The sequence below is a fragment of the Noviherbaspirillum sp. UKPF54 genome (assembly GCF_007874125.1).
GTDB lineage: Bacteria > Pseudomonadota > Gammaproteobacteria > Burkholderiales > Burkholderiaceae_D > Noviherbaspirillum.
Genome location: NZ_CP040128.1, coordinates 2370920 through 2386710 on the forward strand (window position 1 = coordinate 2370920; position 15791 = coordinate 2386710).

A 15791-nucleotide genomic window follows, 5' to 3' on the forward strand; every position below is an offset into this window, starting at 1 on the left:
TGGCATCAATTTTCCATTTGGAAACAGCATTTTTGCAAGCATAGCACGCAGATTTTCGGCTTCCAGGCGCCCGTGGCCGATTTCAGGTTCTTTCCTATGGGGCACTGCCTTAAAATACTGGGATGCAAAACTTATCGACCAATTCCGGCCCCGTGCCGGATGACGAACAACCGACCTCGCTGCAAGCCTACTTCAAGCCCCAGATTTCCCCGGACGATATCGAACAGGTATTTCGCCTGAAACAGGCGCAGCCGCTGCTGCAGGCATTTACCGCGCTGTTCCATGGCGGCTCGGACAGCGTCCTGGTGCGCTTGCTGGTGTTGCAGGAACTGGCATCCGATGCACAGGCGACGTCCCTGTCACGCGCCGACATCAACACCAGGCTCGGCTACCTCGATCCGGACAGCCTGGAAACGGTGCTGGCACGCCTGCGGTCGCACCACTTGCTGGCGTGGGACGCCGCGCAGGGCGTGTACCGCATCACCCCGATGGCGCGCAATATCCTGGCGGCGCTCGACGCGCTGTTGGGACTGGGCCAGGACGAGGACGATGCGGAAATGGGCTTTCTGCTGTCACAGGTGGCCGGGTCGCAAGCAGTAGGCGGCGTCTCGGTGGAACAGCTGCAGCACCTGCTGGGCCGCATGGTCGACCTGACCGAGGAATTCCGCGATGCGATCGCCTCCGGGTCGGAATTCCGCCTGCGCGCCGCGCAGCAGAAATGGCACACCGCCTGCGACTGGGTCGATAAGGGCTCGCAGATCATCCAGCAGATCACGACCGACCCCGATGCCGACGCGGCCACGCACCGTGCCGCGCAGGCGATCGGCCGCGCGCAAAGCGCCCTGCTCAACATGCAGGGCATGTTCTCGCGCGCGCTCAACCAGATCGAGCGCCAGCGCGTGCATCTCGGCCAGTCGGGCCTGTCGACCACCGACATCAAGACCTGGCTGATGCAGCACGAAGACCTGGCGGGACTTGCCAGCAGTGCCGTTGCCCTGCCGGTCACGCCGATGTTCATCACGCCGTCCGAGATGATCGACGTGGCCGAGGCCGAGCTTTTCGCCGACAAGAACAACCGCGCCGACGACGTGCTGCCGACCGGCGAAAATGCGCACGTCACGCAAAGCGAGGCTGCGGCCATTCCGGTGGAACTCGATACCTGGCTGACACGCCTGACGTCCTTTGCCTCGTCCACCGGTTCCGCCTCCACGGTGCACGACACGCTGCTGCCCGCGACCTTCGCGATCGCTTCCTACCGCGCTTCGCTTCTGCCATTGCTGGGCGACGAGAGCGAGGCGGCGCTGCAGGGCGGCACCGCGACCATGGCGCGCCTGCCGCTGGAGTTCGCGCCGCAGGACGACATGGTGAAGCTGAAAGACCCGCACGTGGCGGCCATCTCGATGGCCACCCTGACACCGACATCAGATACGGAAACACAGAATGACCGATGACGCACAAATCCTGATCGCGCAGCTGCTCACGCACCAGACCCTGGCGCGCGAGAACAAGCTGGTGAAACGAGCGCTGACCGACGAATTGTTCCGCCAGGACCTCGATGCGCGGCTGGCCGCCTGCGGCATGAAGTTCGTCGACAACGTCTACGCGGACAACGTCACGCTTGCGCTTGCGCGCGAGATCGAGCCGAAGATCTTCGGCTCGCGCGAAGTCTGGCAGAACAACAACATGGGCCTGGCGCGCGACGGCGTCGCCTTGCTGGTGGTGCTGTGGGCGATGATTATCCTGCCCAAGCGCGAGCGCCAGGAAGCGCATCAGGCCGCGCTGGAAGACCAGGAAGACATGTTCGGCAAGGAGAAACCGATGCCGCGCGCGGAAGACGCGTCGATGGGCATTTCCTACAAGGCGCTATTGGCCGATTTCGGCGACAAGCTGGGCAAGAAGACGCGCATGGACATGAACCTTGGCCAGTTGAACAAGCTCGGCTTCATCGAGCGGCGCGGCGACATGATCGTGGAAGGGCCGCTCTTGGACCTGATGATGGATACCGACACGCTGCGCGACCGCATCATCAACGGCGCGCTAGCCGACATCTTCCATCGCCCGCCGCCCAAGGAAGCGGCCATCCTCACATTCCCGCAAGCAGAACAATAAGCAGACAGGATACGCATGTTTCATATCAAATCGCTGGAGATGGTCCACTGGGACTACTGGCAACGCGTCAAGAACATTCCGCTGGACGCGAAGATCATCACCATCGCCGGCCAGAACGGCTCGGGCAAGACCACGCTCCTGGACGCGCTGCGCACCCTGTTCGGCCTCGACTGCTCGATGGGCCGCTCGTACAAGCACTATGCGCGCCACGCCGGCCAGCAAACTTCCTGGCTGCGCGCGGTGGTCGACAACCGCCCTGTCGGACGGCAGCTGTCGAATAGACCGTTCCGCTCGTCCGGTTTCTTCAGCGAAGACGAGGTGACGCTGTTCTGCCAGATCCAGAAGAACGGCGGCGACTGGAAGCGCCAGTACCTGATGCGCGGCGGCGTGGTCGACATCGAGGAAGTGCGGGAAGCGAACGACTGGCTGGGCCTGGAAACCTATCGCAAGCGTCTGGCCAACGCAGGTCTCTCGCCCGCGATGGCAAAAGTGCTGGCACTCGAGCAAGGCGAAACCGACAAGCTGTGCGAATACGCGCCGCGCCAGCTGCTGGACCTGGTGTTCCAGGTGTTCGGCGACAAGGAAGTGCTCGATGCCTATGACGAAGCAAAGCGCCACCAGCACGACACCGAAATCGAGCTGCAGCGCTTCGAGACCGAGCTGGAAGCGGCGCAGACCAACCTGGAGCGGCTGCGCCTGCGCGCGGCCAACTTCCACCAATGGGAAGGACTGAACAAGGAACAGCGCGACCTGCAGGAGGAAATCCTGCCGACGCTGCAGTACCACGAAGTGCGCGAAAAGGCGAGCGCGACCAGCCGCATGCTGCGAGAGTCGAAGGCGTCGATGGCGCAGCAGGATGTCCAGCTGTCCGAACGACGCACAGAACTGGCCGAGCGCGCCAACGCGCTCTCCGCCGCGCATCAGCAAGAGACGGCGCTGGAAGAGGAAAAGTCTGTCCTGGAAAAGCGCCTCGGCGAACTCAACGCCAAGCTCAAGCCGCTGGAAAGCCTGCTCGAACAAAAGGCGCGCCTGCAAAAGCTGGCGGCGGATGAAGGCGCCGACATCGCCGACGTGGCCGCGCAACTGGAGCAGAAGGAAGCCGAGTACATGCGCCTGCGCCAGTCGCGCGACGAGCTTGCCGCGCGCATAGCAGGCGAGCGCGCCGCGATTGCCGCGCTGGAGGGCAAATCCGCCCTGCCCGACCCGGAACATGTGCGTTCGATGCGCCGTGCCTTGGCCGACGCGAAGATCGAGCATGCAATGCTGCCCGATATCGTCGAAGTGACCGATCCGCGCTGGCAAGGCGCGGTCGAAGGCGTGTTGCGCGGCTATACCTCGGTCGTGCTGCTGGAAAATGCGCGCGACGCGTCGGCGGCCTACCGCATCGGCGAGAAGGAGCGCTACGGCCACTTCATCGTATCCGACCGCGTGCGCGCGCCGGAGGTGAAGGACCAGAGCCTCTTGTCGGTAGTGCGCTTTACCGCGCCGGCGCCGTCCTGGCTGATCGACCAGCTCGCGCGCATCGCCCGCGTCGATTCGGTCGACGCCGGCATGAAGCAGCGCTCCGGCGACGAATGGATCACGCCGGAAGCCTATCATCATGAGCGCCGCGGCGGCCGTTCGCTGTTCGTGGAGGCCGCGCGCTACCGCTTCGGCCAGGCAGGCCGCGCGCAGCGCCTGGCGGCGCTGCTGCAGTCGCTGCCCAAGCTGGAAGCGCAGGAAGACCAGCTCACGCTGAAGATCAACAAGCTCGCCGGCGAAGTCAGCGCGTTGAAGGCGCGCATCGCCGGCGTCGACGCGGCCAAGGAACTGGTGGCGCGCCAGGCGGAGTTCGACGAAGCCACGCACGGCGCGGCACCGCTGAAGGCGGCCCGCACCGAAGTCGGCAGCCGATTGGGCGAGCTGTTCCCGCTGACGAAGAAAGCGACGGAAGACCGCACGCTGGCCGACAACGCCTGGCAAAACGCCAAGCGCGCGCTGGCCGACGGCGAAGCCAACCTGCGCCAGTCGCAGAAGCGCCAGCGCGAGGAACGCGAAGCGCATGGCAAGGTCTTGCGCGAAATCCGCCAGACCTGGCGCCACCTGCCGCACGCCTGGCGCAAGCCGGCGCGCCGCCTGGAACTGGTGGAAGAACATCAGAATGCGCACCAGGTCGAGCTGCGCCTGAAACACTTGGCCACCGACCTGGCGCGCGACGACTGGGAAACCGACTCCACCGTGGTCGATCAGCATGTGCGCCTGACCGCGCTGCTGCAGGGGCGCCAGGCGGAAACCGAGGAGCGCCGCTACCAGAACAACCGTGCGCGCGAAGCGACCGAGAATGCGCGCGGCGCCTACATCGAGCGCCTGCGCTACACGATCAAGACCTACAGCCGCAACATCAAGGAGCTGGGCGAACTGGCCGGCATCGAGGTGCATACCGATCCGGTGCGGCTGGAAAACGACGATGTGCAGCTGGCGCAGGCCGGCCTGCACGTGCGCTTCAAGTTCGACGGCAAGGGCCCGATCGGCCTGAACGACGGCGAAGCCTCCGGCGGCCAGCAGGTGATGAAGTCGCTGATCCTCTTGATCGGCCTGTTGAAGTCGGACGACGGCTCCGGCGGCTTCGTGTTCATCGACGAGCCGTTCGCCCACCTGGACATCCGCAACATCCAGCTGGTCGGCGAGTTCCTGAAGAACACCGATGCGCAGTACCTGATGACGACGCCGCTCACCCACAACACCGACGTCTACGATCCGTCCGAACTGACGCTCATTACGAGCAAGAAGAAAAAGGACACGCACTGGGCGCAGCCGATCTTCGTGCTGCAGCGGCGCACGCAGGAAGCGGCGTAAAAATCGGCGGCGGGCGCGGCCGCCCGCCCTTATTTCCGGAGCGCCTGCAGCACCGGCGCAGCCGCGTCGGCGATGCGGTCGATGCTTTGCTCGCGCAGTTGCGCCAGGTCGACCGGCGTCACCTGCGTCAGCCCGGCCCAGTTCAGCAATGCGCGAAGCGCCTGCGGACGGTCGAACAGGCCATGCAGGTAAGTCCCCAGGATCTGGTCATCCGGCGAGCGCGCTCCTTCCGGTCGAGCGGCGATACGGAAGGCGGGATTCGCCGTGGCGGAGCCCCGGGTGATGCCCATGTGGATCTCGTATCCGCTCACCGTCGCATCGGCGAACGCGCAACGGCCTTCGACCTGCGCCAGCCGCTTGTCCCGCGTCAGTTCCGTGTCGATATCAAGCAGGCCGAATCCCTGCGACACGCCGGGATTTCCTTCCACGCCCGATGGATCGGTAATGGTTTTCCCCAACATCTGGTAGCCGCCGCACACGCCGATCACCTTGCCGCCGTAGCGCAGATGCTTGAACAGCGCGTCGCGCCAGCCACGTTCCATCAGCCAGGCGAGATCGGCGCGGGTGTTCTTGCTGCCGGGGAGGATGATCAGGTCGGCCGGCGGAATCGGCCGACCCGGACCGACGAAATGCAGATCGATCTCCGGCTGCGCCCGCAGCGCATCGAAATCGGTATGGTTGCTGATGCGCGGCGGCACGGGAACCACGACGCGGAACGTCCCGCGCGCGCCCTGCGCCTGCTCGATCGCGTCTTCCGCATCCAGCTGCAGCCCGTGCAGGTAGGGCAGCACGGCCAGCACCGGCTTGCCGGTCCGCTTTTCCAGCCACTCCAGCCCCGGCTCCAGCAAGCGGATGTCGCCGCGAAAGCGGTTGATGACGAAGCCGATGATGCGCCTGCGTTCGCTTTCGGACAGGCAGTCCAAGGTGCCGACGATATGCGCGAACACGCCGCCGCGGTCGATGTCGGCGACCAGGATCACCGGGCAGTCGACCGCTTCCGCAAATCCCATGTTAGCGATGTCGCGGTCGCGCAGGTTGATTTCGGCCGGGCTGCCCGCGCCTTCGACGATCACGGCATCGTAAGCGGAGGACAGCCGTCGATAGGATGCAAGCACCGCCCGCATCGCCACGGTCTTGTACCGATGGTAGTCGCACGCTTCCATCTCGGCGCACGGCTTGCCGTGAATGATCACCTGCGCACCGGTGTCGCTCGACGGCTTGAGCAGCACCGGGTTCATGTCGGTATGCGGCGCCAGCCCGGCCGCCTGCGCCTGCAGCGCCTGCGCACGGCCGATCTCGCCGCCGTCGATGGTGACGGCGCTGTTGAGGGCCATGTTCTGCGGCTTGAACGGTACAACCCTTACGTCTTCGCGCGCCAGCAGACGGCACAGCGCAGCGACCAGGGTGCTTTTTCCCGCATCCGAGGTCGTGCCCTGCACCATCAGGGTGTGATACGGGAACGTCATAGTTGCGCGCGCTGCCAGCGCTCGACCAGGGCGGCGATTTGCGGCAATCCTTCAGTGATGACCGACGGTCCCGGCGACAGGATGTCGGCCGACTTGATCTCCGCAACCATGCCGTTGCGCACCGCCGGGATGCAGTCCCATCCGGGACGTCCGCGCACGCTGTCGGGCTGGAACTTCTTGCCGCACCAGGAGCCGATGATGATATCCGGCTCCCGCCGCACCACCTCGAAGGGATCGGCGATGATGCGCTCCTTCGCGCCCGCGTGGCTGGCAAGCTCGGCAAACGCATCGTCGCCGCCGGCGATAGAAATCAGCTCGGAAACCCATCCGATGCCGCTGATGAGCGGATCGTTCCATTCCTCGAAATAAACCCTGGGCCGGGCAGTCCATCGGCTCGCGCTTAAGCGCGCCGCGTCGATGTGCGCCTGCAGTCCGGCGAGCAGTTCCCGCCCCTGCTCCTGCCGGTCGACCAGCATGGCCAACACGCGCACCATATGAAAAATGCCGGCGATATCGCGCTGGTTGAACAAGTGCACTTCCACACCCGCCGCAGCCAGATCGCGGCAGATCTCGGCCTGCATGTCGGAAAAGCCGATCACCAGATCGGGCTCGACCGCCAGGATGCGTTCAATGCGCGATGACGAAAAGCCGCTGACCTTGGGCTTTTCCCGGCGAGCACGCGCCGGCCGCGTGGTGAACCCGGAAATGCCGGCGATCGCATCTTGCGCGCCGAGCGCGTACAGCGTTTCGACCGCCTCGGTGCACAGGCAGACGATGCGGCGGTAACAGGCCTGCCCGCTTGCGTATTCATTCATGATGGGAGCGCTGCGTTGGAATAAAAATGGTCCGTCCGCCATGCTGGACGGTTTCGATCGGATACCCGAGGCAGGCGCTCAGCAGCGACGGTTTCATCGCGTTGGCGGCATCGGCCGCAATCCAGCGTCCGTCGCCCATCAACAGCAGCGCATGGGTGGCTGCGCTGTGGGCCAGGTTCAGGTCGTGGCTGACCATGACGATCGACTTGTTGTCGCGGCGGCACAGGCTCGCCATCAGCTCCATCACGCCCACCTGGTGCGCCAGGTCGAGGGCATTGGCCGGCTCGTCCAGCAGCAGCAGCGGCGTGTCCTGGGCGAGCGCCGCCGCAATCGCGACGCGCTGCCGCTCGCCGCCGGACAGCGTGCGGATGTCGCGCTGCGCCAGGGCATCGACATCGAGCGCGCGCAGCGCTGCGTGCGCTCTCTGGTGATCCTGCTCGGCATCCCAGTAATGCGCATCCTGATAGGGGTGTCGCGCAGCCAGCACGGTTTCGATGACGCGGTAACCGAACGCGTCATTGCGGTTCTGCGGCAGATAAGCCCGCTGGCGCGCCAGCTCCAGTAATGGCCACGCGGCCAGATCGCGGCCGCCGACACATACGCGCCCGCCGTCCGGCTCGCGCAAGCCGGCCAGCGTGCGCAGCAGCGTGCTCTTGCCGGCGCCGTTGCGGCCGATCACGCACCAGCATTCCCCGGGGCGGACCTGCCAGTCCAGCGCATCGACCAGCAGGCGGCCGCGGACGCGCAGCGATAAACCGGCGGCCTGCATCATGCCCTCCTCTGGACATGATGCAGCTGTAACAGAAACACCGGCACGCCGATCAGCGCGGTGATCACGCCGACCGGCAGTTGCTGCGGCGCCGCGACGGTGCGCGCCAGCGTATCGGCCAGCACCAGGAAGCTTCCGCCGGCCAGGGTGGCGGCCGGCAGCAGCAGTCGGTGATCGGAGCCCCAGGCGAAGCGGCAGGCATGCGGCACGATCAGGCCGACGAAGCCGATGCTGCCAGCGCTGCTCACCGCGCTTGCGGTCAGCAGCGCTGCGCACAGGAACAGCCCTTTCCGCAATCGATCGACGCGGATTCCCAGCGTCGCCGCCGCTTCCGCATACAGCGCGACGACATTGATCGCGCGCGCCATGCGCAGCGCAAATCCGAGCGCGGCCAGCCAGATCAGCCATGGCAGAAGGCGTGGCTGGGTCGAAGACAGGTCGCCGATCAGCCAGAACACCATGCCGCGCAGGCGGTTTTCCGGCGCGATGGACAACATCAAGGTAACCAGCGCGGCGCAACCGGACGACACGATGACGCCGGTCAGCAACAGCATCGGCGCGCTGCCTTCCGCGCCGCCGCGCAAGTCGCGGCGCGCAAGGAGAAACAGCAGCAGCGCCACCACGACGGCGCCGCCAAAGGCCGCGGCATCGACGATCCAGGCAGCGCCGAACAACAGCATGGCGCCCAGCGCTCCCACGGCGGCGCCGCCGGAAACCCCTAGCACATAGGGATCGGCCAGCGGATTGCGCAGCAATGCCTGCATCATGACGCCGGCCAGCGACAGGGCGGCGCCGGTGACGAAGGCGGACAGGGCGCGGCCCAGGCGCAACTCCAGGAGAGTGGCGGTGAGCGAAGAAGGTTGGCCGCGCAGGATCTCGCCGAATGCCGCAATTAAATCGGGGACAGGGGTGGCAACCGAACCGACGACACTGGCGAACAATAGGCTGCCACAGGCCAGCAGGGCCAGCACAGCCATGAGGAAGTTCGCCTGTCGCATCGTCTTGTCCGGTACCAGGTTACAAAGGTTGCCAGTTTACGCCGACGAATACGCCGCGCGGAGGCTGGTTGTAGCCGTAAGCGGTCTGGTAATCACGATCGAACAGATTTTCGATTCGCCCGAACAGCGAAAGCCCTTTCTTGATCTCATACCTTGAAGTCAGGTTGCCGATCCAATACGCGCCCAGCTCGCGTGTTCCATCCTGGCGAACCCCGGTATAGCCCAGATCTCCGCCCACCTGCCAATGACCAAAAGTCTTGTTCGCGGAGAGCGACGCGAGCGTCCGTGCGCGTCGACGCGAACGCTGGCCGGTCGTATCGTCGCGCGGATCCTGAAGGGTCAGGCTCGCGCGCAAATCGGTATCAAGGCAGGTACCGCTGGCGCTCAGCTCAAGGCCCTCGTTGCTGGCACGCGCAACATTTTCGAAGCGGTTCGCCACCAGGTCGTATTGCAGCTGATCGGTAACACGCGTTTTAAACAGGGTCGCGCGCAGCAATGCAGCCGAAGTTGCGTACTGCAGACCGAGTTCTGCCGAGCGGGAATGCTCCGGCTTCAGGTTCGGATTGCCGAAGAACGGCGAGTACAGGTAACCGAGCGGAGGCACGCTGAATCCGGAAGACAAGCTAGCGGTCGCCTTGAACGCCTTCGTGAAATTGAATCCGTAACCGAGATATCCCGTGGTCGCCGAATCGACCTTATCGGTCTGATCGTGCCGCACGTTCACTTGCCACTGATGCGCATCCAGTCTGCCTTGCAACCCGGCGAAGATACTGTTGGCATTGCGGTTCGTTGCAAACACGGTACCGAATCCGTCGTCGCTGTCCAGCGCCTGCCACTGCCGCTCGGCTCCCGCCGTTGCGGTCCAAGTGGGCGACAAGGTGATTTCGTTATTCCATTGCAGGCTGCGCGTCTTGCTGACGAAGCGGTCATCCGAAACGCCGAATGCCGTATCGTAGTGATTTGCGTTCTTGTCGCGGGACTCGGAGTACATCACGCGGGAAGACCAGTTCGAGGCAAATCGGTTTTGGGTAAACAGTGTGAAAGTGTCGACATTGGTCTTGCCGAAATGGACGTCGGTCGGGGCGCCGAAGCTGCTGTCGAAATCGAATTTACCCTCCGCGCTTGAAAAGCGCAGGCCCAGCTCCTGCCCCTTCGACCACTCCTGGGAAACCATTCCGCTGACGCTGGTATTCCGGTAGCCGTCTTTGTCGGGGTTGGCGCTCGCAATCTGGTCATGATTCAGCGCCGAGAATCCGTCAGTCCGGAAGTCGGAAGCTGCAAGCGAATAACGCGTAGCGCCTGATGAGCCATTGACACCTGCCGATACCCGCGTCGTGCCGCGCGATCCCGCTTCCGCGTTGACGTTGAGGCTCGGCGCTCCTTCTCCACGTTTAGTGAAGACTTGAATGACCCCGCCGATGGCGCCGGAGCCGTAAATGCTCGAGACGTTACCGCGCACGATCTCGATCCGGTCAATCTGGTCGAGCATCAGGTGCTCGATGCTGACCGTGCCGGTAGCGTCCTGCTTGGTCAGCGGCACACCGTCAATCAGCACCAACGTCTGCCGAGTTTCAGCGCCGCGCACGAACATGCCGCTGGCTTGGCCGGGGCCGCCGTTTTGCGTTATTTGAACGCCCGCTTCGCGCTTGAGAAGCGCAGGCAGGTCAACTGCCTGCGAATTGCGGATTTCCTGTGCAGTCAGCACCGTCGTATGCGGCAACGCTTCGGTCTGCAGCTGCTCGGTGCGCGACGCAGTCACTACGACCGGAGCCAGCGTCTTTTCGCTGTCTGTCTGAGCGTAAACGGGCGCGACGGTCAATGCGGAAACGAGCGCGATCGGCGTCCATGCCGCGTTGACTGGACGTGAGGTGAAAAAAGTCATGATGGTGTTTTCGAAAAAGGCTTTCGGCATGCTTCCCCGCACACCGAATTCAACAGAAGTCCCGACGGGATGATCGAAAACGAATGAACCAGAACCGGTACCGGCTTAGCCGGCAAACCAGCGCGCGTTCGCGAACCTCCCCGTCGCAGCACTTCCTCCTTGTCCTGGCCGGTATCCGGGCTAACAAGCCAAAGCAATCCACCTTCCCATGCAGCTTGCACAGTGGTGTCGAGAGATCGCCTGTCACCTCAGGGTGACGCTTGTTTACCGTTGCGGGGGCAGCACACGTTAGCTATATGACAAGCCTCGTGTTTCCCGTTTAACTGCGCTCATGAACATGGGCGCGGGCACCAAAACGCGCGTAGTTTACGTGCCACAAGACGTCGAGTCAAATGAACAATTCTTCTCCGGTCGTTGCGACAGCGCTGACAAACACATGGCCTGTCTCATGACAAACCAGTAAACTATGCGCCTTCATTTTTCCGATTGATGCCGCATATCCATGTCAATAAATCAAGCCGAATACTATAGCCAGCAATACAACGCCCGCGCCGCGATCCCCGATCATCCGCGCATCTTCACCCGCTGGCTGAAGGATTCGGCGACCGTGCGGCGCAGTCACGCGGCGCTGTTCGACCTTGCCTATGGCGAGGCCAGCGGCGAGCGGCTGGATTTCTTCCCGGCGCCGAAGAGCGGCGCGCCGCTGCTGGTATTCATCCACGGCGGCTGGTGGCGTTCGCTCGACAAGTCGGATTTCTCGTTCATTGCGCCGGCCTTTACCCGCGCCGGGTTCAATGTCGCGCTGACCAATTATTCGCTGGCGCCGGAAGTCCCGATCGCCGAGATCGTGCGCCAGCAGTTGCGTGCCCTGGCGTGGCTGTACCGGCACGCCGACGCCTACGATTTCGATGCTCAGCGCATCGTGGTTGCCGGGCATTCGGCCGGCGCCCATCTGACCGCGATGATGCTCGCGGCGCTATGGCCGACGTTCGATCCGGAACTGCCGCCGGACCTGGTCAAGGCTGCAGTGCTGATGTCTGGCATTTACGATCTGGAGCCGGTACGGCATGCCGGCTTCGTCAACGTCGACCTGAAACTGACGGAAGACGATATCGCGCCCCTGTCGCCCAGCGCCATGCCGCAGGCGCATGCGGCGCCGTTCATCACGGCCGTCGGCGGCCTCGAATCGGACGAATTCAAGCGCCAGACCGGCCTCATCGCAAATGCCTGGCAAGCGAATCACCGCGCGGATATCGCGCTGCCGGACGCCAATCACCTCACCATCTGCGATGCATTCGCCACACCGGGACACCCCTTGCATGAAGCCAGCATCGCGCTGTTTTCCGACGCCGGATGCGTCCGTCCTGCCGGCGAAGAAGCATCGGTACAACAGATTTAAAGCGTGTCCTTGGCCGTGCCAGACGGCCAGTATTATGATGTGGCAAATACGAAGTTGCGAATAGTCAACTCGTGACTGATAATCGTGTTTCAAAACGTTACAAAATGCCGGACACAGACCTGCGACAGGGTCGATTGTAAGAACAACGCCGACATCCATATTGGGAAAGCACTGACATGACCGACGCTGCAGATGATCTTGAAGCACTATTTGACCAGGTAGCCGCACAGCGCGCGCAGACAGTACCCGACCCAGCCCCCGCAGCGGCGGAACAGGCCGCCGAACCCGTCGCCGTCGATGTCGCATGCGCCGTCAGCGCCGAACTGCAGGACGGCGATGCGGCATGCGTTGTACAGGACCAGTCGGGCAAGCCGATGTACGAGCGCCTGGGCGGCATCGTGCGCATGCTGCACGACTCGCTGCGCCAGCTCGGCTACGACCGCTCGCTGTCGAACGTCGCCGACCAGATCAGCGATGCGCAGGGTCGCCTCGACCACATCGCCGCGCTGACCGAGCAGGCGGCCAACAAGGTGCTCAACACGGTCGACACCTGCATGCCGGAACAGGAAGAACTGGGCAAGAAAGCCTCGGACATGGAAGGCCGCTGGGCGCAGCTGTTCGATGGCAAGCTCAGCATCGACGAATTCAAGGTGCTGGCCGGCGATTCGAAACAGTTCGCCACCGCCGTGCTGGCGGCCAGCGACGCCGAGAAGGCGCGGCTGCTCGACATCATGATGGCGCAGGATTTCCAGGACATTACCGGCCAGTTGATCAAGAAGATTATCGCCATCACGAACACCGTCGAGCTCGAGCTGGCGCAGCTGCTGCGCGATAATGCGCCGCCGGAGGTGAAGGCCGCGATCGCGGAACAGAAGCCGGTCGAACTGATGCAAGGTCCGTCGGCGCCGGAGACGGCGCTGGCGCAAAACGATGTCGACAGCTTGCTTGCCGATCTGGGGTTCTAATGGATGACATGCTCAAGGATTTCGTCGTCGAGGCGCTCGACCTCGCGACGAACGTGGAAGAGCACCTGCTCTCGCTGGAACGGCATCCGAACGACACGGATACCTTGAACGCGCTGTTCCGCTCCTTCCACACCATCAAGGGCGGCGCCGGCTTCATGAACCTTCCGGCCATCGTATCCGCCTGCCACCTGACCGAAAACCTGTTCGACGGCCTGCGCACCGGCAAGGTGCCGGTGACGCCGACAGCGATCGAAGCCGGCCTGCAGGCCAGCGGGTTTGTCGGCGACCAGTTGAAACAGCTGGCCAACGGCGCCGCGCCGGAAACGTTGCCGGCGATGCCGGACGCACTCAAGGATATCCTGACTCAAGCCATCGAAGGCAAGGCCGCGGCGGCAGTCGCAGCGGCACCGGCCGAAGCGCCGCAGGCCGCCCCGGCCACGGCCGCGCCAGCGGCTGCCACCCTGCCCGGCGGCGAGCTGGACTGGGAAGCGCTGTACCGCGCGGTTGTCCCGGCAGGCACGCTGCCCGCCCCGCAGGCGCCGGCCGCACCTGCGGCGGCGACCGTGACGCCGATTGCCAAGGCCGCGACCGAAGAGGGCGCCAAACCGGTCATCGCGCAGGTCAAGGAAGACACCATCCGCATCGATGCGGTCAAGCTCGACGCCCTGCTGGAAGTCGCCGGCGAATCGGTGCAGGCCGCGAACCAGGCCGCCGTGCTGCTGGAAAAGCTGGCGCAGTTCAAGTTCGAAGGCCAGGCCGCCGCGCTCATGTCGACCTTGGCCGAAACCCTGGCGCGGGCGTCGCGCTATTCGACCGAACTGCAGCGCGCCACCCTGTCCACCCGCATGCAGCCGGTCGGTCGCCTGTTCCAGAAATTCCCGCGCCTGGTGCGCGAGCTGGCGAAGGATCTCGGCAAGGACGTGGATCTGGTGATCGAAGGCGCGGAAACGGAAGTCGATCGCGTCGTTGTCGACAGCCTGTACGATCCGCTGGTGCACATGCTGCGCAACGCGCTCGACCACGGCATCGAAACCGCCGACGAGCGCGCCGCCACGCCGAAGGCCGCGAAAGCCACCATCCGCCTGAAAGCCTGGCAGGAAGGCAGCAGCGTGATGATCGAGGTGTCGGACGACGGCAAGGGCATGGATCCCGACCGCCTGCGCACCAAGGCGCTGTCCAAGGGACTGATCGGCGACAACGCGGCGCAGACCAAGGAAGAGGCGCTGCAGCTGATCTTCCTGCCGGGTTTCTCGACCAAGGAAGTCGCTTCCAGCGTTTCTGGACGCGGCGTGGGCATGGACGTGGTGAAGACGGCGGTGGAAAAGCACCGCGGCGCCATCCGCATCGATTCCGAGCTGGGCGAAGGCACCCGCTTCACGATCCGCCTGCCGATCGAGCTGTCGATCGTGCCGACCATGCTGGTACGCACCTCCGGCGCCCTGCTGGCGATGCCGATGGCAGTGGTGCAGCGCGTGGTCGAACTGCCGGAAGAATTTTCCGCCGTCGGCGGCGCGCCGGTGCTGCGCGACCAGGGCCGGCCGCTGGCGGTGCGCTCGCTGGCGGAAATCCTCGGCTACGAACCGTGCCGTGAAAAGGTCGGGATCGTGATCGCCGCGCCGCACCCCTACATTCTCGCGGTGGAAGGCGTGGACGGCACGGCCGATCTCGTGATCAAGCCGCTGACCGCGCTGGCAGTCCCGGGCGTCAACGGCACGGCGCGTTCCGCCGAAGGCGAACTGGTGCTGGTGATCAGCCTCGCCTTCCTGCTGGACGGCTGCAAGATCATGTCCAACCGGCTGGCTGCATAAATCTGCGCCCGCGCGTCCTGCCGCCAATGCCGGCAGGACGCTACCCCGCCTACTTTGCGCCGCGCCCGCCGGCTGCAGCAGTAAATACGCCAAGTCCGATGAAAGCGCCGGCCGTTACATAGCGGCCGATCGCTCCTGCGCTGCGCACCCGCGTCAGCAACGGCCCGACGATGCTGGCGGCCAGCACATAAATCGAGTCGGTCGCCACCGCGATGACGACAAAGATCGCCCCCAGGAGCACGCTCTGCGGCATGGCCGGAGCCCCCGGCTGCATGAACTGCGGCAGGAACGCAGCGAAAAAAATGGTGGTTTTCGGATTGAACAGCGCGACCACGAAGCCATCACGAAAAATCCTGGTCAGGCGCGCCGGAGCGAATTGCGTCTGGGCCGCTTGCTGCGCAGGCGCGCGCCAGGCCTTTATCCCCAGATAAATGAGATATGCCGCGCCGGCGTACTTGACCACGGTGAATGCCAGCGATGAAATCGCAAACAGCGCGGCCAGCCCGATCGCGGCCCCGACGGCATTGCCAAGGTTGCCCAGCGCGACGCCCGCCACGGAAGCCAGCCCGGCCGGCCGCCCCTGGGCCAGCGTGCGCGTGACCACGTAAATCACGGCGGGTCCGGGCGTCAGGGTAAGCGCGAGGCTCGCCACGAAAAATGCCGCCATCAGCGGCCATGCAGGGAACAGTTCGCTCATCTCGGTTCTCCGAATTTTCCATTCCCGCCGATGATGCCACACCGCGCG

12 protein-coding genes and 1 riboswitch are annotated in these 15791 nt (G+C 64.4%); of the genes, 6 read left to right on the forward strand and 6 right to left on the reverse strand.

What is annotated here, in order from left to right; translation table 11 throughout:
• Window positions 1-122: 122 nt before the first annotated feature.
• Genes FAY22_RS10985 through FAY22_RS10995 form a run of 3 tightly spaced genes read left to right on the forward strand, consistent with a single transcriptional unit; the run spans window position 123 to window position 4944 of the window.
• Window positions 123-1451, forward strand: coding sequence for a hypothetical protein (locus FAY22_RS10985; protein ID WP_146330236.1), 1329 nt, complete (start codon window positions 123-125; stop codon window positions 1449-1451).
• On the forward strand, window positions 1441-2109 hold the full coding sequence (locus FAY22_RS10990) for a hypothetical protein (RefSeq protein WP_146330237.1): 669 nt from the start codon (window positions 1441-1443) through the stop codon (window positions 2107-2109). The genes FAY22_RS10985 and FAY22_RS10990 overlap by 11 nt, the downstream gene beginning before the upstream one ends.
• A gap of 15 nt (window positions 2110-2124) precedes the next feature.
• Window positions 2125-4944, forward strand: coding sequence for an AAA family ATPase (locus FAY22_RS10995; protein ID WP_146330238.1), 2820 nt, complete (start codon window positions 2125-2127; stop codon window positions 4942-4944).
• A 29-nt stretch (window positions 4945-4973) separates the two neighbouring features.
• Here the strand turns inward: FAY22_RS10995 and FAY22_RS11000 are convergent, their stop codons facing one another.
• From FAY22_RS11000 to FAY22_RS11020, 5 genes are read right to left on the reverse strand one after another with little or no spacing between them, the layout of a single operon-like run.
• Entirely contained in the window at window positions 4974-6410 is a 1437-nt protein-coding gene (locus FAY22_RS11000) for a cobyric acid synthase (protein ID WP_146330239.1), read from the reverse strand.
• On the reverse strand, window positions 6407-7225 hold the full coding sequence (locus tag FAY22_RS11005) for an ABC transporter substrate-binding protein (RefSeq protein WP_146330240.1): 819 nt from the start codon (window positions 7223-7225) through the stop codon (window positions 6407-6409). The genes FAY22_RS11000 and FAY22_RS11005 overlap by 4 nt, the downstream gene beginning before the upstream one ends.
• Entirely contained in the window at window positions 7218-7997 is a 780-nt protein-coding gene (locus FAY22_RS11010; RefSeq protein WP_146330241.1) for an ABC transporter ATP-binding protein, read from the reverse strand. Before FAY22_RS11010 ends, FAY22_RS11005 begins: the two co-directional genes overlap by 8 nt.
• Complete coding sequence (locus tag FAY22_RS11015; protein WP_146330242.1) at window positions 7994-8992, reverse strand: iron ABC transporter permease; 999 nt, start codon at window positions 8990-8992, stop codon at window positions 7994-7996. The genes FAY22_RS11010 and FAY22_RS11015 overlap by 4 nt, the downstream gene beginning before the upstream one ends.
• 19 nt (window positions 8993-9011) lie before the next feature.
• Window positions 9012-10904 carry a TonB-dependent receptor domain-containing protein gene (locus tag FAY22_RS11020; protein ID WP_246860484.1) on the reverse strand — a complete coding sequence of 631 codons (1893 nt, stop codon included), beginning with the start codon at window positions 10902-10904 and terminating at the stop codon, window positions 9012-9014.
• 118 nt (window positions 10905-11022) lie between these two features.
• Window positions 11023-11244, reverse strand: a riboswitch (cobalamin riboswitch).
• 132 nt (window positions 11245-11376) lie between these two features.
• Between FAY22_RS11020 and FAY22_RS11025 the strand changes: the two genes are divergently transcribed.
• The 3 genes from FAY22_RS11025 to FAY22_RS11035 all read left to right on the forward strand — a co-directional run bounded on the left by FAY22_RS11025 (window position 11377) and on the right by FAY22_RS11035 (window position 15046).
• Window positions 11377-12273: an alpha/beta hydrolase gene (locus FAY22_RS11025; protein WP_146330243.1), complete on the forward strand. Its 897-nt coding sequence runs from the start codon at window positions 11377-11379 to the stop codon at window positions 12271-12273.
• A 176-nt stretch (window positions 12274-12449) separates the two neighbouring features.
• Entirely contained in the window at window positions 12450-13238 is a 789-nt protein-coding gene (locus tag FAY22_RS11030; protein ID WP_146330244.1) for a protein phosphatase CheZ, read from the forward strand.
• Window positions 13238-15046 (forward strand): chemotaxis protein CheA, encoded by a 1809-nt coding sequence (locus tag FAY22_RS11035; protein WP_146330245.1) that lies wholly within the window; start codon window positions 13238-13240, stop codon window positions 15044-15046. The genes FAY22_RS11030 and FAY22_RS11035 overlap by 1 nt, the downstream gene beginning before the upstream one ends.
• A 49-nt stretch (window positions 15047-15095) precedes the next feature.
• On the opposite strand, the gene FAY22_RS11040 is transcribed toward FAY22_RS11035, so the two are convergent.
• Entirely contained in the window at window positions 15096-15743 is a 648-nt protein-coding gene (locus FAY22_RS11040; RefSeq protein ID WP_146330246.1) for a LysE family translocator, read from the reverse strand.
• Between the last annotated feature and the right edge of the window lie 48 nt (window positions 15744-15791).

Coding starts and splice junctions, on each gene's coding strand:
- FAY22_RS11040 (WP_146330246.1), bottom strand. CDS start 15,743: ATGAGCGAACTGTTCCCTGCATGGCCGCTGATGGCGGCATTTTTCGTG.
- FAY22_RS11020 (WP_246860484.1), bottom strand. CDS start 10,904: ATGCCGAAAGCCTTTTTCGAAAACACCATCATGACTTTTTTCACCTCA.
- FAY22_RS11030 (WP_146330244.1), top strand. CDS start 12,450: ATGACCGACGCTGCAGATGATCTTGAAGCACTATTTGACCAGGTAGCC.
- FAY22_RS10985 (WP_146330236.1), top strand. CDS start 123: ATGCAAAACTTATCGACCAATTCCGGCCCCGTGCCGGATGACGAACAA.
- FAY22_RS11000 (WP_146330239.1), bottom strand. CDS start 6,410: ATGACGTTCCCGTATCACACCCTGATGGTGCAGGGCACGACCTCGGAT.
- FAY22_RS11005 (WP_146330240.1), bottom strand. CDS start 7,225: ATGAATGAATACGCAAGCGGGCAGGCCTGTTACCGCCGCATCGTCTGC.
- FAY22_RS11015 (WP_146330242.1), bottom strand. CDS start 8,992: ATGCGACAGGCGAACTTCCTCATGGCTGTGCTGGCCCTGCTGGCCTGT.
- FAY22_RS11025 (WP_146330243.1), top strand. CDS start 11,377: ATGTCAATAAATCAAGCCGAATACTATAGCCAGCAATACAACGCCCGC.
- FAY22_RS11010 (WP_146330241.1), bottom strand. CDS start 7,997: ATGATGCAGGCCGCCGGTTTATCGCTGCGCGTCCGCGGCCGCCTGCTG.
- FAY22_RS10990 (WP_146330237.1), top strand. CDS start 1,441: ATGACCGATGACGCACAAATCCTGATCGCGCAGCTGCTCACGCACCAG.
- FAY22_RS10995 (WP_146330238.1), top strand. CDS start 2,125: ATGTTTCATATCAAATCGCTGGAGATGGTCCACTGGGACTACTGGCAA.
- FAY22_RS11035 (WP_146330245.1), top strand. CDS start 13,238: ATGGATGACATGCTCAAGGATTTCGTCGTCGAGGCGCTCGACCTCGCG.